Annotated in this window: 19 protein-coding genes; 5 read left to right on the forward strand and 14 right to left on the reverse strand. The window is 61.4% G+C overall.

Features of this window, described 5'->3' with window-relative positions:
• Positions 1 to 3: 3 nt before the first annotated feature.
• The 5 genes from VJ464_27155 to VJ464_27175 all read right to left on the reverse strand — a co-directional run bounded on the left by VJ464_27155 (position 4) and on the right by VJ464_27175 (position 6271).
• Complete coding sequence (locus VJ464_27155; protein ID HKQ08830.1) at positions 4 to 1227, reverse strand: MFS transporter; 1224 nt, start codon at positions 1225 to 1227, stop codon at positions 4 to 6.
• An 8-nt stretch (positions 1228 to 1235) separates the two neighbouring features.
• On the reverse strand, positions 1236 to 2588 hold the full coding sequence (chrA, locus tag VJ464_27160; GenBank protein HKQ08831.1) for a chromate efflux transporter: 1353 nt from the start codon (positions 2586 to 2588) through the stop codon (positions 1236 to 1238).
• Between the two features lie 67 nt (positions 2589 to 2655).
• Positions 2656 to 4875 carry a DUF5916 domain-containing protein gene (locus tag VJ464_27165; protein HKQ08832.1) on the reverse strand — a complete coding sequence of 740 codons (2220 nt, stop codon included), beginning with the start codon at positions 4873 to 4875 and terminating at the stop codon, positions 2656 to 2658.
• 23 nt (positions 4876 to 4898) lie between these two features.
• The gene (locus VJ464_27170; protein ID HKQ08833.1) at positions 4899 to 5837 is read right to left on the reverse strand and encodes a DUF1259 domain-containing protein; all 939 of its coding nucleotides are present in this window, start codon (positions 5835 to 5837) and stop codon (positions 4899 to 4901) included.
• A gap of 107 nt (positions 5838 to 5944) precedes the next feature.
• Positions 5945 to 6271, reverse strand: coding sequence for a hypothetical protein (locus tag VJ464_27175; protein ID HKQ08834.1), 327 nt, complete (start codon positions 6269 to 6271; stop codon positions 5945 to 5947).
• A gap of 190 nt (positions 6272 to 6461) precedes the next feature.
• Between VJ464_27175 and VJ464_27180 the strand changes: the two genes are divergently transcribed.
• The 3 genes from VJ464_27180 to VJ464_27190 all read left to right on the forward strand — a co-directional run bounded on the left by VJ464_27180 (position 6462) and on the right by VJ464_27190 (position 11120).
• Positions 6462 to 8237: an amidohydrolase family protein gene (locus tag VJ464_27180; GenBank protein HKQ08835.1), complete on the forward strand. Its 1776-nt coding sequence runs from the start codon at positions 6462 to 6464 to the stop codon at positions 8235 to 8237.
• Positions 8238 to 8251: 14 nt separating this feature from the next.
• Complete coding sequence (locus VJ464_27185; protein ID HKQ08836.1) at positions 8252 to 9724, forward strand: amidohydrolase; 1473 nt, start codon at positions 8252 to 8254, stop codon at positions 9722 to 9724.
• Positions 9725 to 9809: 85 nt separating this feature from the next.
• On the forward strand, positions 9810 to 11120 hold the full coding sequence (locus VJ464_27190) for an amidohydrolase family protein (protein ID HKQ08837.1): 1311 nt from the start codon (positions 9810 to 9812) through the stop codon (positions 11118 to 11120).
• A gap of 84 nt (positions 11121 to 11204) precedes the next feature.
• On the opposite strand, the gene VJ464_27195 is transcribed toward VJ464_27190, so the two are convergent.
• Positions 11205 to 12470: a S41 family peptidase gene (locus VJ464_27195; GenBank protein ID HKQ08838.1), complete on the reverse strand. Its 1266-nt coding sequence runs from the start codon at positions 12468 to 12470 to the stop codon at positions 11205 to 11207.
• A gap of 378 nt (positions 12471 to 12848) precedes the next feature.
• On the opposite strand from VJ464_27195, the gene VJ464_27200 reads away from it, so the two are divergent.
• The gene (locus tag VJ464_27200; protein HKQ08839.1) at positions 12849 to 13205 is read left to right on the forward strand and encodes a hypothetical protein; all 357 of its coding nucleotides are present in this window, start codon (positions 12849 to 12851) and stop codon (positions 13203 to 13205) included.
• Positions 13206 to 13215: 10 nt separating this feature from the next.
• Here the strand turns inward: VJ464_27200 and VJ464_27205 are convergent, their stop codons facing one another.
• The 5 genes from VJ464_27205 to VJ464_27225 form a co-directional block, all read right to left on the reverse strand.
• A complete protein-coding gene (locus VJ464_27205; GenBank protein HKQ08840.1) occupies positions 13216 to 13824 on the reverse strand; it encodes an ATP-binding protein in 609 nt (202 codons plus the stop codon).
• A 259-nt stretch (positions 13825 to 14083) separates the two neighbouring features.
• A complete protein-coding gene (locus VJ464_27210) occupies positions 14084 to 14821 on the reverse strand; it encodes a DUF4097 family beta strand repeat-containing protein (protein HKQ08841.1) in 738 nt (245 codons plus the stop codon).
• Positions 14822 to 14902: 81 nt separating this feature from the next.
• Complete coding sequence (locus tag VJ464_27215; protein ID HKQ08842.1) at positions 14903 to 15565, reverse strand: anti-sigma factor; 663 nt, start codon at positions 15563 to 15565, stop codon at positions 14903 to 14905.
• Positions 15566 to 15615: 50 nt separating this feature from the next.
• Positions 15616 to 16203, reverse strand: coding sequence for an RNA polymerase sigma factor (locus tag VJ464_27220; protein HKQ08843.1), 588 nt, complete (start codon positions 16201 to 16203; stop codon positions 15616 to 15618).
• 268 nt (positions 16204 to 16471) lie between these two features.
• Complete coding sequence (locus VJ464_27225; GenBank protein HKQ08844.1) at positions 16472 to 17239, reverse strand: OmpA family protein; 768 nt, start codon at positions 17237 to 17239, stop codon at positions 16472 to 16474.
• Positions 17240 to 17640: 401 nt separating this feature from the next.
• Here VJ464_27225 and VJ464_27230 point away from each other — a divergent pair, with 401 nt between their 5' ends.
• On the forward strand, positions 17641 to 19344 hold the full coding sequence (locus tag VJ464_27230) for a sensor domain-containing diguanylate cyclase (GenBank protein HKQ08845.1): 1704 nt from the start codon (positions 17641 to 17643) through the stop codon (positions 19342 to 19344).
• A 24-nt stretch (positions 19345 to 19368) separates the two neighbouring features.
• On the opposite strand, the gene VJ464_27235 is transcribed toward VJ464_27230, so the two are convergent.
• From VJ464_27235 to argS, 3 genes are all read right to left on the reverse strand, one after another.
• Positions 19369 to 21117 (reverse strand): glycosyltransferase family 39 protein, encoded by a 1749-nt coding sequence (locus tag VJ464_27235; protein ID HKQ08846.1) that lies wholly within the window; start codon positions 21115 to 21117, stop codon positions 19369 to 19371.
• Complete coding sequence (gene aroF, locus VJ464_27240; protein HKQ08847.1) at positions 21114 to 22139, reverse strand: 3-deoxy-7-phosphoheptulonate synthase; 1026 nt, start codon at positions 22137 to 22139, stop codon at positions 21114 to 21116. Before aroF ends, VJ464_27235 begins: the two co-directional genes overlap by 4 nt.
• A 77-nt stretch (positions 22140 to 22216) precedes the next feature.
• Positions 22217 to 24301, reverse strand: a complete 2085-nt coding sequence (argS, locus tag VJ464_27245; GenBank protein HKQ08848.1) for an arginine--tRNA ligase — start codon at positions 24299 to 24301, stop codon at positions 22217 to 22219.
• Positions 24302 to 24562: the final 261 nt, after the last annotated feature.

The following is a 24562-nucleotide window of genomic DNA, read 5'->3' on the forward strand; positions in this document are numbered from 1 at the left end:
GATTCAAGCCGCATAACGACGATCAACCGTGACCACAAAAATAATCACGCCGAGCAGTCCAATCGCGCCGGCGACCACGAAGGGAATGGCCGGGCTCAGCTTCCAGAGATAACCACCGACGACCGAGGCCGGCGTGATCGCCATGCTACGCGTCAAATAATAAAGCCCGACGGTGCGCCCGCGCCGCTCGGGGTCGGCCAGGTCTACGATCATCGCTTTGCGCGCCGGCTCGCCAAGCTCGCGCAGGCCGCCAATTATAAAAGCTGGCACCAGCGCCGCGAAGCTGTGCGCCAGCACGACGGCCAGCGGAAAGAGCGAGAAGCACACGAACGTCGCGACGACGAACGGCTTGCGCCCATAGCGGTCGGCCAGTTTTGCCGCCGGCAAATAAGCAGCTATCGAGCTTGCCATCTGCACGCCGACCAGAACGCCGAATTGTAGCGAAGTGATGCCGATGATATTGGTCGCGTATAGCACGATGAAGACGCCGACCATGCCTTCGCAAGTTCGGATGAAGATGTCTGAGATGAGCAATCGCTTGAGCGCCCGGTGCAGCGCCGCGAATTGCGCCCGCAGGCTCAAAGGAGCGGAAGCCGGCATATCAAGGCTCGCGAAATAGAGCCGCCGCTGCGCCAGAATCGCTGCCACCGTGAGGACAATCGTGATTGCGAGCGCCGTCCGTACGCCGCGAACCAGGCCCATCGTTCCGATCAGCAGCCCGCCGAGTGTTGGTGACAGCAGAACCGGGACGCGCTTCAGAATCGCCTGCACCGTGAAGCCCATCGCCCGCCGGTCGCGTGGCAAACGTTCGGCGATCAGCGAGAACATCGCCGGCGACGCCATGCTCGCCCAGGCCATCGCAAAGACTAGGCCGGCGAAGACGAGCGGCCAGCCTGGGCTGATGGCATAGATCGCATATCCCACCGCCGCCAGCGACGCAAACAGGATCAAGGCGCGACGCGTGCCAATGCGGTCTGCGACGTAGCCGCCAGGGTATTGATAAATCGCGTCGAGGAAATCGCGCGCCGTGCCATACAGGCCGATGGCTGCCGCGCCCGCGCCGAGCGCTTCAAGGTACTTCGGCATGAAACTCTTCCATAGCTCTTCGCCGGCGCCGAGCAGGAAGACGGCGAGCGACATCACCGCAATGTTGCGCTCTAGCGCGAGCGAAGCGCGCAGCCGCCCCGCGAAGCGCTTGCCTTTGCTGTCGTCTGTTTGTGGCTGCATCGCTTGAGTCATAGCAGGCTGTAGGCGAGGCCGATGAGCCCCCCGGCTAGAACTACCCACAGCACATCCACTTTGAATCGGTAGAGCGCGAGGAAGGCGACGACGCTCAGCGCGGCGGCGAACCAGTTGATGCCGCCGCGCCAGCCTGCCGGCCAGATCACCGCCACGCCGAAGACGACGGCCAGGTTTAAGATCACGCCGACGACCGCCGCCGTGACGCCGCTGAGCGCCGCGGTCAGCCGTTGGTTGCCGCGCAATCGTTCGATGTATGGCCCGCCGATAAAAATGTAAAAGAAGCACGGAAGAAAAGTTGTGTAGGTCGTCACCAGCGCCCCCAGCACGCCGCTCGCCGCTTGATTCATGCCCTGCGCGTTATTCCAACCGGCCATGAAGCCGATGAATTGCAAAACCATGATGAGCGGGCCGGGCGTCGTTTCTGCCAGCGCCAGCCCGTCAACCGCCTGCGCGTGGGTGAGCCAGCCGAATGAATTGACCGTCGTCTGCGTCACATAAGCCAGCACCGCATAGGCGCCGCCGAAGGTCACGAAGGCCGCCTGCGTGAAGAAGCGATACTCCTTCGCTTGCACGCTCTCCCAGCCGCGCCACCAGACGAGCGCCGCAAATGGCAGCAGCCATAGTATGACGCCAGCGGCGAGTATCTTCAGCGTGCGACTGCGTGAGGCGAGCGTGTGTGCGGCTTGCGGCGCGTCGTCTTCGATGACCGGCGGCGCCGTCTGCGCGTCGCTGGATGGCGAGTGATCACCGGCTCGGGCTTCTTTCATACCTCTTGCGGCAAAGAGCGAAGGCCACAGCCGCGCGCCGGTCAAGCCAATCAAGCCGGCGACGATGACAATCAGCGGGAAGGGGACGCGCAGAAAGTAGATCGCCACGAATGCCGCCGCCGCAATGGCAACGTGCGCCCAGCCTTTCAAGGCGCGACTGCCAATCTTCATTATGGCTTCGACGACGATGGCGACGACGACCGGCTTAAAGCCCGCAAGCAGCGCCGCGACCGCAGGGATATTCCCATAAGCCGCATACACGTAGGTCAGCCCCAACAGCACGAAGATCGAAGGGATGACGAAGAAAACGCCGGCGACCACACCGCCCGCCGTGCGGTGCATCAGCCAGCCGATGTAGATTGCCAATTGTTGCGCTTCGGGGCCGGGCAACAGCATGCAGAAATTCAGGGCGTGCAGGAAGCGCGCTTCCGAAATCCACCGCCGCCGGTCTACCAGGTCGCGGTGCATCATGGCAATCTGCCCCGCCGGCCCGCCGAAGTTGATGAAGCCGAGCTTCAGCCAGTAGCGAAACGCTTCCCAGAAAGAGACCGTCGTTTGTGCCTGCGATTCTGCGTTCACGAAAGTCACCCGCCTGTGGCGCAATCTAACAGATTGCGCCACATCGCGCCCCGCCCCGGCTGTCTGGCTAGAAGCGAAACGTGTATTGCATCTTGCCGGCGAGCCGGGTCTCGGCGGTTTTGAAGTCGAAGCCGCCACGCTCGTCCTGCGTCCAGCCCTGATTGAAAACCAGAAAGACTTCATTGCCCGGCTTGATGATCCAGCGGACGCGGCTCTGCCAGCCGAGATTGCGCGACTCGTTGTCGAACTGCACGAGGTTGAAGAAAGACAAGTATGGCGACACCGAATAATCGGCCCGCGCCACATAAACGCGCGCCACGAAGTTGCCTTGCCGCAAGCGCGCGAAGGTCTGCTCTGCCGCGACGCTCACTTGAAAGCGCGGCGCGAGCTTGTATTGGAACGCCGTCGTCAATTGATCGGCGTGGCCCGACCAGTACGAGCCGAAATACCAGGTCAGGTCAACTTTCCAGGCGCGCTTGCTGGCGGTGTTGACTTCGACGCGCCAGCGCGTGAAGCGGTAATCGCCCGGTGGCAAGACGACGTGGTTGGCGATCTCGAACGGCTCGAACAGACGCTCGAACTGCGGCGCGTAGTTGAACTCGATATGCTCGCCGCTGTTCAGCTCATAATTGATCGGCGCGGTGAAGAGCCGCCAGCTCTCGACGCGACCTTTGTCCAGCCGCCGAAACTGCGTGAAGAAGAACTCATGAAACATCTGCCGCACGTTGAAGAAGTCTTTTGGGCGCGGATCGAACTCGGCACTGATCGCCAGCTTTTCGACGTTAGTGCGCGGCACGAAGCCGAGCGCCGGGCCAAAGTTCGCCGGCAGGTGCTTAAAGTCTATGCTTGCCGCAAACAGGTCATTCGGATAGCTGGCCGTGAAGCCATAGGCCATGTCCTGACCGTGAACGCCCTGGTTAGCGGTCTTCAAAATGTAAGCGTCAATACCAAAATTCTGCTCGCGCCCGAGGAGCTTGGAGGTGAACAGGCGAATGTCTGTGCCGAAGGTGCGCGACCCTGCGCCCGACGCCGGATCGCCTTCCGTGTAGATCGCGCCGACGTAGGACTGTTTGAGCAGGTCGCGCTTGATGCGCCCGACGAAAAAGGTTCTGGCGTCTATGTCGTCAATCTCTCTGGTGCGGACGGCGAGTGCGCCGATGCTGTACGGGCCGGCCCTGCCGGTCAGCTTGGTGCCGGCGAGGATAGGCACTTCGCGGCCTTCGAGCAGACCGATGCGCCGGCTGAAGAAGGGCAGCACGTCGTTGCTCTGGGTGGTGTTGGAGAAATTGAAGACGCCGGCGTTTTCCAGGAAGAAGGCGCGTTTTTCAGGAAAAAACAGCGGAAATCGCGTCAGGTTGATCTGCCGGCTGTCCACTTCGGTTTCGGCAAAATCGGTGTTGATCGTGGTCGTCCATTTCAAGCTCGGCGTCAGGTTGTAAAAGATATCGGCGCCCGCTTTGGCGCTAAAACTATCGCCGCCGTCACCGCCGCGCCGTGCTTTGCTTGACACGTAAGGGCGAACGTCGAGGCCGCGGCCTTGATCGATCTCTTGAAAGCCACTGATCGAGCCGGCCTCCGAGACTTGAAAGAATTTCACGTCGAAGCGCGCCGCCGACCAGCGATCCTGTTCGAGCTTGCGCTTGATGGTGCGCTGGATGTTGAAGCCCCACTCGGCCACGCCGGCGTGGAAGCCGAGGCTCTTGAAGGGAATCGCGAACTCTGCCGTCCAACCTTCGTCTGAGCGACGCACGCGGACTTCCCAGATGGCGTCCCATTCGCGGTTGAGCTGGCCGTTTTCGATGACCAGCCCGTCAACCAGCGCGCCGAGCGGGTTGGTGGCAAAGTAATAGGCGTTGCGCCGGTCGCGGAAGGTGTCGATCAGAATCTCTACGGAATCGTCCGCCGAAATGTCGGCGTCGCGCGCCATCTGCGTGGCGATGACCTGTCGCGGCTGCGAATCCAGGCAGGTGACGCCGATGTAAAGATAATTACTATCAAAGAGCAGGCGGACGGCGGTGGCTTCGGTCGCCGGCTCGCCCTGATGCGGCTCGCGCTGAATCAGGGCGCCGATGGGCGTTGCCGTGGCCCAGTCCGCTTCGTTCAGCACGCCATCAACCGTGATGCGATGCTGAAGGGGATGAACGATGGCTTGCTTCGCGTCATCACCGCGCGGCGATGCGAACGCCTGTACCTGTCCGGCCATTGTCAAGGCCAGCGCCAGAAGCAACAGCCATCCGGCGCTGGTTCGCTTGCGGGGTTCGCCGCGCGGTTTCTGCAAAGACGCCATACAGCTTGTGCCGGGCGGCGCGCTTAAAGGGCGCTGTTGGTCTTGGCGAGCGCGGCGCGCAGAGCGCGGGCCAGTTTGACCGCGTCGTCGTTTGCCCAGAAGTGCATGAAGAAGAGGCGCGGCGTTTCGTCGAGCATGTGCGAATGCAGCGCCGTGATCTGAATGCCGCCTCTCTTCAACTCGCGAATCACCGCGTTGACTTCGCTTGCGGTCATCACGAAATCGCCGGTGATCGCCGCGCCCCTGTCGGTCGGCTGAAAGTTAATGGCGGTGGCGGTGCCCATGAAAGCGGGAACTTCCATGCCATCGGCCATGGTGATGCGTTCTTTGCGCGGCACGCCGATCTGCAAGACGCCGCCGCGCTCGCGCCCCTGCACGCCAATGGCTTCCTGAACGCTTTTCCAGTCATGCGTTGCAGCCGCCGGGGCAGCCGCCGGGGCCGGCCCCATCGGCGTGCCGCTCAGCGACAGCGCGTCCTTGAGCGCCTGCGCCAGCTTCGCCTCGTCGCCGTGACCCATGAAGTGCATGTACATCACGCGCGGCTGTTCATCGATGACGTGGTTATGAATCGCCGAGACCTCGATGCCGTTCTCTTCGAGCTTTGCCAGCACCGGGTTCAGCTCGCTTTCGAGCAGCACGAGGTCGCCCATCACCGTCGTATGATCGCCCATGCGCTTGAAGGCCATCCACGAGCCGAGCGCCAGCCCCGGCTTGATGTCTACGCCGCCGGCGCGAACCTTCAAATCGGTGCGCGGCAGGCCGATCTTATAAACATTGTCTTTCATCTCGCCCGGCCTGCCGATGATGGCTTCGATGCTCTTATTGTCGAGCATCGCCGTCTGGCCAGAATGATTCGTCTGTTGCGCGGCTCGCAGATTTGCAACCGAAGCCGCTTGTGAGAGAGCAAGCAATATCACTGAAAGCGCAAAGCTGGTTTTGAAAGCTCTTGATTGCTTTAGCATGACCTGTTGGCTCCTTGCTGGCTCAATGTCGGGGAGAGACGCGCTAGCCGCGTGTTGAAAACATGCCTTCAGATGGGCCACTGATTCGCTCGACCGAATTGCGGCGATTAAGTTCGTTTCGGCCTGAGACTGCCGACGGTAAAGCTGAATGGCTCGCGGGCTGCTGACGCGACGGCAGGCGGATTGATCGGGTTGGCCGGCGTAGTCGGCGCAATCGTCGTGGTCGGCGCGGTTGTCGCGGCTGGCGCGGTCGTCGCCCGACCGCTTGCGCCGCCGAGCAACTCGCGGATGCGCGCCCATCGCGCTTTCTCTTCGGCGATCAACCGTGTCAGCTCGGTCCGCGCCGCCGGGTCTGCAAGCGATGCCGCCGCAGCCGCGACCTTGTCGAGAAATGGCATCAGGTAGCCGAAATCTTTATCGAACTCGCCCGCCATCGCACACCTCCTTTTTTCGAGAGCCTCTATTATTGATGATCTCGACCGCCGGCGCAACTTGCGGAGCCCGCCGCTTTGCTATAGATTATGCGCAAAACAGTGGACGCTCCGCGCGAGTGTTAGCCGTCGCAGCGGTCATTTCAACCGGCTTTCTTTTGAATCTCTACCTGTATTCTGGAGGCATATGAGGATGGTTAATTCTCAGCCGTCGCATCGCTCGCTAAATCGGCCACGCGTCTCGTCGAGGCCCGCGACGCTGCTTGTGGCGCTGGCCCTGGCCGCCAGCATGTTGTTCAGCGCCGCTCGGCCACACACGGCGCGCGGTTTTGCGCCCGACGCTTATGCGATCAAAGACGCGCAGATCATTACCGGCACCGGCAAGACGATTGCCAAAGGCACGGTCGTCTTTCGCAATGGCCTGATTACCGAAGTCGGCGAGAACGCCAAGATACCCGGCGACGCTCGCGTCATCGAAGGCGCGGGGCTGACGGTCTACCCGGGATTGATTGACGCGATGTCGAGCCTCGGATTGCAGACCCAGCAGCCGCAGCAGGCCGCTGGCCGCGGCCAGGGGCAGGGGCGGCAGCAGGCCGCCGTCGCCGCGCTGGCTGCCGGCGCGCAACCGAACCCGGATGCGGCGCACGGCGACCCTTCGCTTACCGCCGCGGATCAGGTCAAGCCCGATGCGCCGGGCATCGAAGACGCGCGCAACGCCGGTTTTACTGCCGCGCTCAGCAGCCCGCGCCAGGGCATCTTTCCCGGCCAAAGCGCGGTCATCAGCCTGGCCGCCGACGAAGCCTCGCAGATGGTCGTGCGCGCGCCGGTCGCGCTGACCGTGCAGTTCACGCCCGCCGGCGGATTCTTCTCGCAGTATCCGAACTCGTTGATGGGCACGGTCGCCTTTGTGCGGCAGACGTTTTATGACGCCATGCATTACCGCGACGAGATGGATCGCTATAACCGCGTCAAGCGCGGCGTCGAGCGCCCATCGTATGACAAGAAGCTCGCCGCTTTGCAGACGGCGCTGCGCGGCGAGCTGCCCGTCATGTTCGTCGCCAACTCGGAAGGCGACATTCGCCGCTCGCTGATGGTCGCCAGGGAGTTCAACCTGAAGCCGATCATTGCCGGCGCGCTCTATGGCTATCGCGTCATTGATATGCTCAAGGCGGCGAACGTGCCGGTGATCCTCTCCGTTGATTACCCGCGCCGCCCGGTTGACCTGCCCGAAGACGAAGACGAATCGCTGCGCATCCTGCGCAACCGCGCCGAAACGCCGAAGGGCGCGGCGCGGCTGGCCGCGGCGGGCATCAAGTTCGCTTTCGCTTCCGGCACTCAGCGGCCCGCCGACTTTATCGCCAACGTGCAGCGCGCCATCGAGAGCGGCTTATCGAAAGACGAAGCCTTGCGCGCGCTGACGATCAACGCGGCGGAGATACTTGGCACCAGCGAACAGCTCGGCAGCGTCGAGGTCGGCAAGATCGCCAATCTGGTCGTTACCAGCGGCGACCTGCTGGCCAGAGACGCCAAGCTGCGCTATGTCTTCATTGACGGTAAAGAAATTGAGTTGAAGAAGCCCGAAGCGCCGGCGGGGCGACCGGGCGGCGGACGACCCGGCGGCGCACCGGGTGGCGCGCCCGGCGGTGTAGCGGGCGGCGTGGCGGCGGTTGATCCCGCAGGCGAGTGGTCGCTCCAGGTGGCCACGCCGCAGGGCGATACGCAAGTGCGCTTGAGCCTGCGCCGCGACGGCGGCCAGCTTCTCGGCACGCTCAACGCGCCACAGGGGACTTACGAAATTCGCGACGCCAAGCTGACCGGCAACGAGCTGCGCTTCAGCGCCAGCATCCAGATACAAAGCGACACGGTCAATGCGCTCTTCGTGGGGACCATCGAAGGCAACAGTATGCGCGGCACGGTGACGATTCCTTCGATTGGCACCTTCGACTTCAGCGGCACGAGGCCGAGGTAATTGAGGAGGACAATATGAAACGATTCAACGCGATGATGGCAATGACATTGACGCTGGCCATGAGCCTGAGCGCATTCGCGCAGACCGGCGGGCGCAAGGCGAATGCGGCTCTGGGAGCCAGTTCCGCGGCGGCTCAGGGGGCTCCGCGCGAGACCTTGATCCGCAACGCAACGATCCTGACGGCGTCGCACGGCACCATCAAGAATGGCTCGATCCTGATCCGCGACGGTAAGATCGCCGCCGTCGGCGAGAACGTCAAAGCCAGCGACGCGAACGCCAGAGTGATTGATGCCACAGGTAAGTTCGTCACCCCCGGCATCATCGATTGCCATTCGCACACCGCCGGCGAAGGCAACATCAACGAAGGCACGCTGTCGGTCACGGCGATGGTGCGGATTCAAGACATCATTGACCCGAACCACCCGAACATCTACCGCCAGTTGGCGGGCGGCGTGACGACGGTCAATGTCCTGCACGGCTCGGCCAATGCCATCGGCGGCCAGAATGCGGTCATCAAGCTCAAGCTCGGCAAGCCGGCCGACGCCTGGTTTATTAAAGACGCGCCGCCGGGGATCAAGTTCGCGCTCGGCGAAAATCCCAAGCGCTCGAATAACCAGGGCATCACGCCGGGCATACCGCGCCGCTATCCGGCGACCCGCATGGGCGTCGAAGAGACGATCCGCGACGCCTTCGTGCGCGCCAAGGATTATCGCCGCGAGTGGCAGGAGTACGAGGCCCGCAAGAGCAAGGACAAGAACGCCATCGCGCCGCGCCGCGACCTGGCGCTCGACGCACTGGTCGAGATTTTGGAAGGCAAACGCTTCATCCACTCGCACTGCTACCGCAATGACGAGATCGTTATGCTCTTGAACCTCGGCGACGAGCTGGGCTTCCACGTGCAGACCTTGCAGCACGTTTTGGAAGGCTACAAGGTGGCCAACGAAATCGCCGCGCACAAGACGCATGGCTCGACCTTCGCAGACTTCTGGGGCTACAAGATGGAAGCGTATGATGCCATCCCTTACAACGCGGCGCTGATGAGCGCGCGCGGCGTCAACGTTTCGGTCAACTCTGATTCGGACGAGCGCGCCCGGCGGCTCTACCTCGAAGCCGCCAAGGGCATGAAGTACGGCGGCATGAGTGAAGAAGCGGCGCTGCGCATGGTGACGCTCAACCCGGCGATCCAGCTCGGCATAGACAAGCGCACAGGCTCGATTGATGTGGGCAAGGATGCTGACCTGGTGATCTTCAGCCAGCATCCGTTTTCGGTCTACACCATGCCGGAGACGACCTTCATCGAGGGCGAGATTTACTTCGACCGCCAGAAAGATATGCAGCAGCGCGAGGCGATGAAGCGCGAGAAGGAAGAGTTGATCAAGGCTGAACGCCTGCAACGGCAGCGCGGGCCGCGCCAGCAGCGCAACGACGAGAAGCCCGACGCCATGCAGCCGACCATTACTGAGCCGGATAACGACCCGGAGAATTAGAATGACTTGATGTGGCGCAAGGCGGTTAGCTTGCGCACGGACTCGCGCAAGCTAACCGCCTTGCGCCACAATTTGGAGACCGAGGATGAAACGAAACGGAATTCTATTTGTCACCCTTCTCATCGTCTGCGCGCTGGCCTTCGGGTCGCAATCGGCGGCGCAGACCGGCGGCGACACCACCGTCATTCGCAACGCCCGCATCGTCACCGTCACCGGGCCGATCATCGAGCGCGGCACGGTAGTGATTACGAATGGCAAGATCGCCGCTGTCGGCGCTGACGTGCAGTCGCCGCCCAACGCCCGTGTGATTGACGCGACCGGGTTGTCGGTCTATCCCGGCATGATCGATGCGGGCGGCGAGATCGGCCTGATGGAAATCGGCTCGGTGGCCGGCTCGGTTGATGTCGCAGAGATCGGCGACAACAACGCCAACATTCATGTGGATGTCGCCCTTCACCCGGACAGCTCGCACATCGCGGTGACGCGTGTGAACGGCATCACGACATCGCTGACGACACCGCGCGGCGGGCTGATCGCCGGGCAGAGCGCGCTCATCAACCTCGACGGCTGGGTGCCGCGCGACATGATTTTAAAGTCGCCCGTTGCCATGCACGTCAACTGGCCGGGCGGTTTCGGGCAAGGCTCCGAGTTCGGTTTTGAAGGGTCGCGCGGGGCGACCAACGAAGCGCGGAAAGAGCAGGATAAGCAGGTCGAGAGCTTGAAGAAGATTCTACGCGACGCCCACGCCTATGCCGATGCTAAAGACGCCCGCGCCCGCGATGCCAGCCTGCCGAAACAGGACGTTGACCTCAAGCTCGAAGCTTTGATCCCGGTCGTGCGCGGTCAGCTTCCGGTGGTAATCAACGCCAACACCGAGCGCGACATCAAAGGCGCCATCGCTTTTGCCGACGACATGAAGCTCAAGGTGATCATTGCCGGCGGCATCGAAGCCTACCGTGTCGCCGACCAGCTCAAAGCCAAGAACATCCCGGTCATCGTCGGCCCTGTGCTGCGCATGCCGAACCGCGAGGACGACGCCTATGATGCGGCATTCGCCAATGCAGGGCTGCTGGCCAGGGCCGGCGTTAAGATCGCCTTTCAGACGGCAGATTCGGCCTCGGCGCGTGACCTGCCTTACAACGCAGGCATGGCCGCCGCGTTCGGTTTGCCGAAGGAAGAGGCGCTGAAAGCGGTGACGATCTATCCCGCGGAAATCTTCGGCGTCGCCGACCGCATCGGCTCTATCGAGACAGGCAAGATCGCCAACCTGATCGTCACCGACGGCGACCCGCTGGAGATCGTCACGCAGGTCAAGCACCTCTTCATCAATGGTCGGCAGGTGCCGCTGACGACCCGGCACACAGAGCTTTACGAGAAGTACAAAGCGCGCCCATAGATTTGCTTCCTGATTCGTTCGTGAGCGGGTTCACGGCGGCCTCGATTTGAGGCCGCCTTTTTGTTTGCGCCGACAACCGGCACTTCAATCGGCGGGGTATGCCAGAATCCATTCCATCACCGGGTCGCGGCCCGCGCGGTAAGCCGGCCACTCCGGGTCAAGCCGTTTATCCGGCATGACCGCGGGCGCGTCTTCGTCAAGAAACTTGTAATACCGGGTTGAATACGACACGACAATGCCGGAATTCGGCAGCTTCAGCTCGTCGTTTTCCTGATAGCTGTTTGGCTTCTCTCCTGTCGGCTCGCCGACGAGAATCGCGTGGGTCTCTTTCTTGAAGTCTGCCGCGTTGCTCATCGCGGCGGAAAAGGTTGCACGGCCGATGATGACGAACAGGTGTCCCGGCTTATTGATTTCGGCGCGCTGCTTGATGCCGGGGATCAGGTCGCGTCGCACCTTTGTAAAGTCGCCGCCGCTGTTCTGCCGCATATCGATGACCAGCTTTTTCGTCGGCTGATGGTCGATGAGGTCAAAGAGCTTTTTGGCATTTTCGCCAAGCCCGTTATAGCTTCTGAAATTGACGTAGACGGTTTGGCCATCTGGTAGGTAGGTGACCCAGAACGGCTCGGCCGGGCGCTGGCGATAGAGCGGCTCTTCTTTGACCGCAGGGCGAAACGACAGCCGGGTGACGCCGCTGGCGTCTGGTATGGCCGAGACCGGTTTAAGTTCCAGAGCGAACTGCTTGCCTTGCTCGTCTTCAAAGGTGAATGACGCACGTTCGACCGTTGGTACGATGCCAAGCGCCTGAAGCACTTCGGGGCGCACAATCAATCTCGGGCTGTTGTTCTTGATAAACCACTCGTTTTCGGCTTGCGAGAGGAGCCCGAGAATTCGCGCCTGCACGTCGCCTACACTCATCTCGCCGATCCTGACGACGCGAGCGCCGAGGGCTGTTTCATATTCGGCGGCGGCATGCGTGACGCGCAGCTCATTGCCGAACCAGTAGAGTTGAAGCGGATAGCGCTTGAAAGAGGCCGGCAGGTGGACATAGGTGTGCCCGTCGCCGACACGGGCGGTGATCTGGAGCATCCTCACGATGATCTGATGGTCCTGGAGCGAGGGAATTGCCGCATCGAGCGCGGTGATGTCGCTCTCGAATTGCTCGCGCGTCACGGTGTGAAATGCATTCTTGTGCCGTTTGGGCAATTCCCTGGCCAGGTATTGCAGGTCCTGCCGCCATTGTTCTTTGGTCAAGCTCGACGGCTTGCCCGATTCTTGCGCAACGCCGGATTGCGGCATCAGCCAGGCGCAGGACAGGCAGAGAGCAAGCATCACTGAGGCATAGGGTTTCATCGTTCGTTTCCCTTTCTGAGCGGATAAGGATTTAGGCCGCCAGTAAGTGATGCCCGGCTGCAAAAAGTTTCAAGCTTAACGTGTGCCGGTCTGTGGCGCGGGCTTGCCCTGCCCCTAGATTTATCCGTTCAACCCTCCGTTACCCCATCTCATGAGCGGTGGGTGAAAGCCTTCCGTAGCTGGCGCGTTCAGTAACAGGAAATTCAGCACCTTTTTGGTCTGCGATGCGTTTGCAAACTTGTTAGACTTCGCTACTCCATCTGTCTATGTGATTTCGGGGTAAGCAACACAAAATGTGGACAGGGGAACGGACGTTGCTGGATAATAAGGGTAATCCCGTAGCCCGAGGGGATTTTGTTCGGAGTCGGAATCCTATTTATGAACGATCAGAATGCTATGGCCCGGGCGGTTTCGGGCCGGAGCGAAATGGAGAAGGCGGTGGCTGAGTTACAGCGAATGCGCGAAGCCGGCGAATGGGATTGGCCGACTCTGGAGCGTTTATCGCCCGAATCTCGCGTTGCTTTTGAAGTGATGCTGATCGAAGCCCTGACCACCTGGCCGCTCACCGCCCAGCGCCGGCTGCGCGCCGCGCTGATCGTTCACGGCTATGACGAGCAATGTGCCCGCCGCGTGATGAGCGATAACCTGCCCGACAGTATCCGCGCCGCGTCGTTACATGCGATCTTGCGCCCGACAGGTGACACTGGCCCGCTGACGCTTCCAGACCGAATCTAAAAGCCCCAACTCACTTTTCACTTTCAGGGACATCGGCGCGCGGGCATTGCCGTATGCGCTTGAACATCGTCAACTGGTTGCCGGCGTCGTTAAAGCGGACTTCGTCCATGATATGGCTGATCAGATAGAGGCCGCGCCCGCTCGGCTCTAACAGACGGCAGGGGTCGGTCGGGTCGGGCACTTTGCACAGGTCAAACCCCGGCCCTTCGTCGGCGATGATGAAGCGCGTGCCTTCGGCGTTTAGCTCGGCAGTAATCGACACGGCCTTGTTGGCATCGAATTTATTGCCGTGCTTGATGGCGTTGACGATAGCTTCGTCGAGGGCGATGATCAGCTCGGAATCCTCCGGCTGCACAAAGCCCAGGCGCAGCAACCGCTCGTTCAAATATTCAAGCACGCCATCGAGAAGCTTGATGTCGCTCGGCATCCTGAGCGTGATGCGCTCTTCGAGGAAGGGAAGCAGGTGGTCGAGTGTTGGATGCGGCGGCTTGTCTGGCAGCGCCTCGCCGAAAGGAGGCGGCTCGATTGCGCCGCTGACCGTCTTCGAAGCGCGGGGCTTATGGGGTTTCAAGGCGCGTTGGCCTTGCGCGCTGGCGCTGGATTTAATCGCTCGTTTCAATTCGTCTGTTCCTGCCCCTTGCTCGAAATACGAAGCTCTCCTGGTTGCACTCAATGAATTTTACCCTACCTGTGAGTTAAATTGCTACGACGGCGTTTGAGCCACCCAACCGTACGACCCTAAATGGCGCGGGGTTCCGACGCTCGACCCTTAAAGTCTGCGGGCGCAAGAATTTCTTCAGACTTTTCTGGCGGCAGAGGTTGTTATCGGCTTACGCGCAATCAGGCAAGAAGTAAACGCGGCGACGCGAGCCGGCGGGTCATTTCTTGTGCAGCAGGATGCGCCCGGCGTAAGTCGTCAACGACAGCCGCGGGCCACCGCGCAGGTAGGAGCCGCTAACGCCTTTGGGGCCGCGCGAGGCGCTGGCGAGGTTCGAGATGAAGCTGCCGAGGTTGATATTTTCGCTCAAGGCGCGGGCGTTCAGATTAAATGGGGTGGATTCGGGCACAGTGACTTCGAGGTCGCCCTTCAGGGATTGCATGGTGTAGTTGCCGCCTTCGCGCAGGTCACCATCAAAGACGATGTCGCCGCTCGTCACCTTGATATCTACGGATGGACTGTTCACCCCGACCAGCCGCACGTTGCTGTCAATCGAATCGATGCTGACCGGGCCGTTGACGCCGTTCACTTCGACGTCGCCCATCAAATTCTTCAGGGTGAGCAGGGTATCTGCCGGGACGCTGATCTCGAAATCGGCGCGACCGATGCGGAAGCTGCGTTTGACGGCGATGATGATGCTGTCGCCCATCTCGCGGTCGGTGATTTCGACGACCGGCGCGGCGTTGGCGCGCACCAGAATCGTGTGCTTGTCCCAGGCCGTAACCCGAATGGTGCCGTTGATGTTCGACACGCTCAGGCGCGCGGTGCCGCGCGGCGTGTAGGTGCGCTCGAACCGCGTCGCCGGCTCGGCGTGGGCCGTTAAGGCGAAAAGGGTCAGGCAGGAGAGCAGCGCCAAAACGGTAAGGCGCGGCAGGCGATGATTCCAGAGCTTAATCAACAAACTCATCATCGTTCCGGGGCACGGCTCGACGGGTGAGGTTAGCCGCCGCGCGGATTCAGCGCCCGCCCGGCGGCGCGGTTAGAAACTTTGAAATCCCTCAAGCAATCGCACTTTTTCACGGTAAGCGTTCAACATCAGCTCTTGCGCTGTGTCATCCGCCGGGTTGTCGTGAATCTGGTGGCGGCACTCGGCGAGCGACTGGTTGACGTAAATCAGGTTGCGCTCATAGGCGTCGCGCAGCTCAGGCGTCCAGGCGCTCTTCTTCTGCTCGATACTTTCAGACAAACGGTTGATCTGCTGTTCGAGCGCGTCGAATTCAGAGCTTGAAAGGCGATCAACGGGGCCGGGAACCGCCGGCCCGGCGCTCATCAGCGTGGCTGTTGATTCATGGCGAAAAGCGATGATGCCGATGGAAAATATGATCGTCAAGGCGGCGGCGCTGGCCGCCAGTTGTGGCAGTGATAAGTTGAAATGCTGCGCCCGCAATCGTCCCCACCAGAGGCTCAGGCGGCTCGCAGGCTGCTCCTGGGCCAGCTCGCTTTGAATGCGCGACCACAATGCCGTAGAGGGCGCTTGCTCGGGGAGCTGATGGCTGAAATGGACGATCTGCAACAGGTCATCGCGCACAGCGCGGCAAGGCTCGCAATCCGCCAGATGGCTTTCAACCTTCGTCTGCTCGCCCAATTCCAGCAAGCCGTCTATGTAATCTGATAAGAGTTCTTGAAACTGCTCGCAAACCATTTGAATCACCCGATCTTTTATGAATATCTCAACAGGGCAACCCTCCCGCCTCACTTCTTCATCAGCAGCTCGCGCAATCGCATGCGCGCCTTATGAAGCTGCGATTTCGAGGTGCCGATGCTGACGCCGAGCATATCGGCAATCTCTTCATGCTCGTAGCCTTCAATGTCGTGCAGCGCGAAGACCGTGCGGTAGCCCGGCGGCAGCTCGGAGATGGCCTTTTCCAGCGCCAGGCGGTCAACCATCGAGATGCGCCGCGTGCTTTGCAACGGCGTGTCAACGACGTTGGTGAAATCGCCTTCTTCGCTCGTGTGTTCGAGCTTGACGCCGCGCTTGCGGAAATGCATCAAGACCTGGTTGACCGTCAGCCGGTGCAGCCAGGTCGTAAACTGCGAATCGCCGCGGAAGCTGCCGAGCTTGCGAAAGACTTGCAGGAAGACTTCCTGTGTCAGGTCTTCGGCCTGCGTCTGGCTGCCGAGCATGCGCAGGCAGAGCGAATAGACGCGCCGGTAATGCTGCCGGTAAAGCTGCTCGAAGGCCGCCGCGTCACCGGCTGCCGCCGCCCGGATCAGCTCCAGGTCGCTCGGCACCTCGGTTCTTTCGGCGGTCATGGTCATTATCAATATGTTGGTTGCCATAGCCATGACTTCACTGCCTGTGATGCCATGACCCTAAATCCGGTTGCCTCAGCATTATAGCCGCGAAGTTCTGGAAGGTTAAGCGAATTGAGGAAGGGTGGATGTCGGCGGGCGTAGATTCAGCGGGTCGGCAGGCGGAAACCGGCAATTTGAGCGGGGGCCTTACCCGTGCGGGGCCTCAAATGACCCTTACCGCAGGCAGGCAATGCACGCGACGCATTGCCTGCCTGCGGGTCGCAAGCGGGGGCTTGCTACGCGATGAGAGAAATCAAGGATTCTGTGGCGATGGGCGGCCTGTGGCTCCCGTGGTCGTCGTGCGCATCGGCGCGCCCGGCACCGCATTATTGGTCAGCAGACGAATCTCGACGCGGCGATTAAGCGCGCGGCCAGAGGTCGGCTGCGCGCCGGCCTCACCCGTTGAGACGTTCTGCGTCAGCGGACGCGCCGCGCCGAAGCCGATGGCGAACATGCGCATCAGCGAGATGTTGTGCTTGTCGGCAAGGTAGCGCTGTACCGCTTCGGCGCGCATTTGCGCCAATGATTCGTTGTAGCGGGTCGCGCGCGTCGTGTCGCCAAAACCGGTGATTTCGAGGACGAAGCCATTGCGGTCGGTAATTTGCGAAGCGAGCTGATCGAGCTGCGCCGTGGCTTCAGGCGTCAGCCGGGCGCTGCCGGGCCGGAAGAAAACGTTCGCCGTATTGCTCAGGCTATATTTGTCGAGGTTGGCGCGCAGTTCTTCGACGTTGCGCTCGACGCCGGTGACGCGCGAGTTGGCCTGTTCAGCGGACGATGCGGCGTTGTCAGCGGTCGACTGCGCGCGGTCGGCGCGGCCACGCGCGTCTTCGACGCCCGTTCGTAACTCGCCGATTCCCTGAGTATTGCGGCGCGAAGTCTCTTCCAGCTCGCTGGTGCGATTCTCAAGCGGCGTGGCGCGCTCGGCAACCCGGTTGCGGACATATTTCTTGGTCGCGCAACCACTCTCCAGGAAGACGCCGATGACCAGAATCAGCGTGACCGTGAATAATTTCAGCTTCATTCGTTCCCTCCTCGATGGCCTGTTCAAATTTCGAATGATTTTAAACCGGCTCGCGTGCGTGTCTGAGCCGCGAACTAGTCTGCGACTCGCGTGCCAGATAGCCTCGGACGGGGCAGGTGACTGAAATCGGCGCTGTGGGCCGGTTTCGAGCGATTAGGCGAGATGCGCCGCAAATCGACTTGTATTAGTTTCCTACTGTCACTGAAAAAATTACATACCGTCATGAGGTTACGCGGCAACCTGGCTCAATCGGAAATCAAGCTTGCGCTCTGCCGATCAGGGCACGAAAAGCCTCAAAACGCTCAACAAAACAATTGACACGGAAAGGCGGCATTGTACAATGGCCCTGTCAGTCCTGTCCCCGCATGAACTGAAGTCGGTTATCCCTCTGCGCACTACTGATGTATTCGCTTTTTAACGTACTCACCGACCAGCACAGCGCCGAACTAGTCCCGGTTCGCTGCAATCGGCAGACGGTCAAGCGTTTGGTCAGCTATTTCGAAGACCTGGTAACCGAAAACAAGTCCTCGGTACTGGTGCTCGAAGGCCGCTGCCCGGACGGCGACCCGGAGCGCGACCGCGAGCGCTTGCAGAAGCTGGCTGGTGACGCGCGTCACCTCTATCTCTTCACCTGCGATTCACATTGCGCGACCCGCACCTGGGAAGCGCCGGCGCGCGAATCCCTTACCCTGTTCGAAGAGCGCGAACACCACGATCTGGAGAACGGCCCATTCATACTGGTGATTGACCCGCGCTTTTGCGGGCTGCTCTCATGCGCCGAGATACCGCGCTCGTCGGCCACCCAGGCGCAGACCTATGCCGTCGTCTGGACCTTCGACCCGAACGTGGTTTACACGGCGGTCGAGTACCTGCTGGCGCGCATCGGCCCGCAGCGGCCCAAGGCACGCAGCGGCCTGGAGATGCTGCTGAACGCCACGACGACACGGCGCGCGTCGCTGCGTGTGGCCCTGACCTTCACGACGAAACTGGCGCGGCTGATGCAGCGGCAGAGCGAGCTCGACATGGCCACGAGCCGCATCAGCTCGGCCATCTCGAACACGCTCGAACTTGAAGTCATCTTACAAACAGCGGTTGAAGAGGTGGGCCGGGCGCTCAACGCCCGCCGCGCCGCGCTGGTGCTATGGCGCGAGGGCACGAGCTTGCCGGAAGGCATCAGCGTTTACGAGCGCGCCGAGGATAAATTGCATGAAGCGCCGGACAGGGAACTCCATGCCTTGAAGGCACCGGCGCCCGATTCGGTGATTTCATACCTTGCACCGCCGCTCCTGCGAGCGACGGAAATGCAGGCCCCGGGGAATGGCAACGGGCTGACCCACACCGTTGTGCCGGCAACGGCCTTCGCCACCGGTGGCCTGAGCGCCGCGGTTGACGTGCCCGGCTCGCTGGAAATTCCCCTGACCTATCGCAACAGCATTATTGGCGTGCTGGTCGTCGAAGACGACACACCGAATCGTGATTGGGAAGACGAAGAGCGCTTGATGGTCCGCACCGTGTCGGACCAGTTGGCGATTGCCATCAGTCACGCGCGTCTGTTCCGTCACGTGCAGACCCAGGCGATGACCGACTCGCTAACCGGGCTTTATAATCATCGTTATTTTCACGAGCGGCTCGACCGCGAGATTCAGATGGCCGACCGCAACAATGAAAGCCTGTCGCTGATCCTTCTCGACCTCGACCACCTGAAACGCATCAACGACACCCACGGCCACCGCGCCGGCGATGCCGCGCTCTGCCACATTGCCGCCATCTTGAAAGCGACGGTGCGCGAGATCGATATCTGCGCGCGTTATGGCGGCGAAGAGTTCGTCATCATCCTGCCGCAATGCGAGCGCGAGGCGGCATTCCAGGTCGCCGAGCGCGTCCGCGAAGCCATCGCCTTACAGCCGGTGCCCAAGGTCGGCGCGGTGACGGCGAGCATCGGCCTTGCCACCTACCCGACACCCGCGGCGACCAAGGAAGAACTGATAGAAATGTCTGACCGCGCCATGTACCTCGCAAAAGACGCGGGCCGCAACCGCGTGCGCACCATGCTGCACCGCGCTCCAGAAAACCTGAACGCCTTACCCGCCGCCGAGCGCCCCTGACCGGCTCGGGCTCACCCGCCCCGCTTATTTCCGAGCAAAGACTTTCACGTCGCCATAGGCAAACTGCTGCTGAAAGTGATCAGCGAAATCCCGAGCCAGAGCTGGATTATTCTGAAGCTGCTCGGCGACCGGGTCGCCCGCCTGGTAAATCACCATCGAAACATCGGCGGGAATCGCTTCGTTGATGGCGTGCCAGCGGAGCGAGCCTTCGTGAATGATCTGCGCGAAACGCAGTCCGCCGCGCGGCACGACCGGCCCTAAAGCGCCGGTGTTCATCCAGACGGCCTGCCGCGGCGGATTGGCTTCGAGCCATGCGGCAACCCGCGCCCACTCGCGGGCGCGCGCCGAGTTGACGCCATTGCGATAGCCTTCCTGATAGACCGCCAGTTGCGACGGCCCTTCAGAGATCAAGTAGCCATACTGCAACACGACCAGCCCGCCCAGCACGACGAGCGCGGCTTGCCGGATTCGCGGTTTGAACAGCCACGCGACTGCCGGGGCGAACGCCGCAAGCGCCAGCAGGTGCGGCAGGCCATAACGCACGTTGAGCAACCCGAAGGCGCTGAAAGGAAAAATCTGAATCTCGCCGCGCGCGACGCTGAACCCATGAAAGAAGAAAGGCACTGCGAGCAATGCCGCCGGCAGGTGCCCGACCAGGGCTCGCCGCTTCAAAGCGACGAAGGTTACAAAACCAACGCCGCCGAGCAGAAGCACGAGCGGGCCGGCGCAGACCGCCGTGGTGATGGCCATCCACAGCATCGAGATCAGCGGGTGGCCGATGAAGACTTTGGCCCAGCCGAGCCGGGCTTCTTCGTGAAGAAAGATGCCGCGCGCCGAATGCGCGCCGCTCAGGAATTCGAGCGGGTTGCCGAAGATCGCCCAGTTATGCCACAACCAGTAAAGCGGCCCGGCGGCCACCAGCGCGGCAAACACGGCGGCATTCCTCGACTTGATCTTCCATGTGCCGACACTCGCGAGAGCGACGATCAAAACCGACAGCATCGCCACCGGCCAGGCTTCGTAGCGCGCTAGCGTTGCCAGGGTCATCGCCAGACCAGCCGCCACGAGCCGCTTCGTCGTCGGCTCAGCGACCCATCGCTGTAAGCAGAAGACCGCCGTCGTCATTGACGCCATAAAAACGGTCTCGGTCATCGGCGTCGTTTGCATAAACAGCGCGCTCGGATTCAGCGCGAAGATCGCCACTGACGCGACCGGCATCCATACCGCCAGCCGCGCATCTTCCTGGCGATACAGCCGGCGCGCGATTTGAAAGATCATCGTCGCCGCAATCACGAAAGCCGCCATCGAAACCAGGCTGCCGGCCGCGCCGCTGCGCCACAGGCTGTCGTTAGCCACCAGCGGCAGCATCAGCACGGTATGTAATGGAAGCCACGGCGTGCCGATTTGCAAGTATCTCTGCCACAGCGAGCTGTCGGGCGAATCAACGACCTTGCGGGCGATGTTGACGTGAGCGAGGCCATCGCCATAGTGATTCGTCATGCCGTTGGCGAAGAAGTAGGCAAAGCAGGCGATAGAGAGGACGGCGGCAATGATGGCCACTAACACTGTGCCGCGCTCGGCAATCAACTTCGTCGCCCGGTCAAATCTCGTTGCTGATTGCTGTGGGATTAGAGAATCAGACGCCGCGGCATCACCAGGGACATCGCCCGACGGTGGCGCGTCGTCGGGCGGAGGGCTTTCCGGCAGCGGCAAAGCGGCGGGCGCGGCAACGTTTGCCTTTTGCCTTTTGCTCTTTGCCCTTTGCCTTCTCATGCTTGAGGGGTTTCGGTTTCGAGGATGACGCGGTGAATGGCGCGCACTTCGGTGACGAGCCGGTTGAACATATCGGGCAGCAGCGCCTGCGGGCCATCCGAGAGCGCCAGCTCGGGGTGGTTGTGGACTTCGACCATGATGCCGTCGGCGCCGGCGGCGATGGCGGCGCGCGCCATCGGGATCACCTTATGGCGTTTGCCTGTGCCGTGCGACGGGTCAACAATGATCGGCAAGTGCGAGCGGTGCTGCACCGCCGGCACCACGGACAGGTCGAGCGTGTTGCGTGTGTGGTCGGCGAAGGTGCGAACGCCGCGCTCGCAGAGGATGACGTTATAGTTGCCCTCGGCCATGATGTATTCAGCGGCCAGCAAGAACTCTTCAAGCGTCGCCGCCAGCCCGCGTTTGAGCATCACAGGCTTGCGCGCCTGGCCGATGCGCCTGAGCAGGGAGAAGTTCTGCATGTTGCGCGCGCCGATTTGCAGCACGTCTGTATACTCTTCGACGACATCGGCGGTCTCTGTGTCCAGGACTTCGGTGACGATCTTCAGCCCGAAGCGGTCACGCACGTCGGCCAGTATCTTCAATCCTTCGACGCCCAGCCCTTGAAACGAGTAAGGCGAGGTGCGCGGCTTGAAAGCGCCGGCGCGAAAGAACTGCGCGCCGCTGGCGGCGACGATCTCGGCAATCTCCATCGTCTGTTGATGCGATTCGACGGCGCAGGGGCCGGCGATGATGGCCGGCTGCGGGCCGCCGATGTCTGCGTCGCCGATCTGTACAACCGTGTCATCGTGCTTGAGGTCGCGGCTGACCAGCTTATAAGGCTTCGACACGCGGATGGCCTCAGCGACGCCGGGCAGGTTCTCGAAATGAGCGGGATCAATCGCGCCGGGATTGCCGGTGATGCCAATCGCCGTGCGCGTCTCACCGGGCATCGGGTGTGGTTTGTAGCCCAGGCTACGAATGACTTGCAGGACGTCTTCGACCTGCGCCTCGGTCGCCTCAGGAGTCATGACGATGAGCATGCGGCATGTCCTCTCATGTAGCGCAATCTGTTAGCTTGCGCCGTGGCTCGCGCAATCTAACAGATTGCGCTACATCATTACATGCGCTCCGGCGCTTCGATGCCGAGCACGTCGAGCGCGGCGATCAGCCTTTCGCGCACGATGGCCGTGATGGCGACCAGCAAGGCGCGGCGGTCGGCGTCCGTCTCGGAGAGAATGTGGTAATGGTGATAAAACAGGTTGAAGCGCTGCGCCAGTTGGAACGTCCACTTCGCGACAATGGCCGGCTCCAGCGTGCCAACCGCGCCGCCGATGACTTCGTCCAGGCGCGATGCCAGATAACAGAGCGACCAGAGATCATCGCCCGCTTCATTGCCGAGCAACTCGTTGAGGCGCTCGCGCGCCACTTCGCGCAGGGCCGCCGCCCCCGGCGTAATCCCGGCGTCTGTGAGCTTGCGGAAGATCGAATTGGCGCGCACGACCGAATACTGAATATAAGGGCCGGTCTCGCCGTCGAACGATAGCGCCTCTTTGAAGTCGAAGGCGATGATCGAGTTGCGCAGGTACTTCAGCAGGAAGTAGCGCAGCGCGCCGACGGCGATCTTATGCGCGGTGGCCTGCTGTTCTGACTCATCCAGCTCAGGGTGGCGGCTCTCGACCTCTGCGAAGGCGCTCGCCTGCAACTGATCGATCAAATCGTCGGCCTTGACGCCAAGCCCCTTGCGACCGGACATCGAGACAGCGCCGCGCTTGCGGTCTTCTTCGGACAACTGCTGGCCCAGTTGTTCGGCGGCGGCTGGCGATAGCGTCACTTTTTCGTAAGCCAGGTGAGCGCTGCGCTCGACGCGCTCGTCGTGGTCAACGGCCATGACGCCGAGCTTGACGTAATGCTGCGGGTAAGACTGGCCGATGTCTATGACATTGAAGTAGGCCGCGCCGTTGCCGAACTTCGGATGCATCGGATAATCATCGCGCTCGTTCGAGGTCGTCACCCAGACCGTGTGGCCATCGGGATATGTGCGAAACGGCTTGTAATAAAAATCGAGGTCGAGCTGTCCCAGCTTCCATAAATGAAAGGCGATGTCTTTGCCCGTGTAAGTCACCGTGCCGTTCGAGCGCACGATCACCTTGTCGGCCTCGTGCTCGGACTCTTCTTCGTCAGCAGGATGGCCGTCGTCGGCGGCGCGCATGACCCAGCACCCGGCGAGCTTGCCTTCGCCGACCTGCTCGATTGCGCCGCGCGTTTTCAGCAACTCGAAGGCGCGGTTCCAGAGATGCAGGTGCAGCACGTCTGACTCGCGCGGCAACACGTCATACTTGATGCCGACGCGCAGGAAGGTGTCGAGGTGATGATGCACGATCCGCGTCGCGACGTAATCGGCCATCTCGTAGACTTCGCCTTCGCCCGATTCGATGGCGTGCAAGGTTTCGGCGCGCAGCGCAAGGCGCGATTTGTCTTCTTCGTAGAACTGGCCGACGCGGGCGTACAGGTTCCAACAATAGAAATCGAACTTGCCCTCGATGGCTTTGATCTCTTCGAGCGATTTCTGCTCGATGTGGCGGAAGCCGACGACGACATCGGCGACCTGCACACCTGTGTTATCGATGTAGTTCTGCACTTCGACGGTCTCGCCGGCGGCACGCAGCAATCGCACAGTGGTGTCGCCGAGCACGGCATTGCGCAGATGGCCGATGTGCGCCGCCTTGTTGGGATTGACCGCCGTGTGCTCGACGATGATCTTGCCGCCGAGCTGCGGCGCGGGCGCGGCGCTGCCTTGCGCGACGTTCAATAAATAACTGGCGCGGTCAAAGTAGACGTTGATATAGCCGGCACCCGCGACTTCGGTGCGGGCGACGCCTTCGACGGCGCGCAGTTTTTCGGCCAGTCGCGACGCGACTTCGCGCGGGTTCTGTTTCTGCCCGGTTGCCGCTTTGAGCCGTTTAGCCAGCTCGAAAGCGACGGGGAAGGCCAGATCGCCCAGCTCTGTGCGCGGTGGTATCTCGCTGGTGAACTCGGCGAGGTCCATATCGAACAACGCTTTGATGGCGGCGCGCAACTCGTCGCGCACCTGTTGCTGAATCGTCATGCTGCAATCGACTCCATGAATCAAATCTAGCAGCGCGTCTCGCAAAAGTGCCGTAGGCACGAAATGTTTATAGGCATCAGCTTTATCTATAAACATCTCGCTCCTACGGAGCTTAGGATTTCGATGCGCGCCTTTACAGTCAGTTTTCCAGCAACTGAATGAATCACTGATCATATCAGCCGTTTTGCGCTTTTGAAAGCGTCGTTGACTTGGCCCCAGGGTCTATTCATTCTCGAAGATCAAGCCCGATGGCTGCCATCGCAAGTCCTGGCTGTGCTGCATACCTCCGACACGCCGCCGCGATGTTTGTCACTCCTTCCACCCTCATCAACGTTATTGCCGCATTCCTCAACGCCG

This window comes from Blastocatellia bacterium (assembly GCA_035275065.1).
Lineage (GTDB): Bacteria > Acidobacteriota > Blastocatellia > UBA7656 > UBA7656 > DATENM01.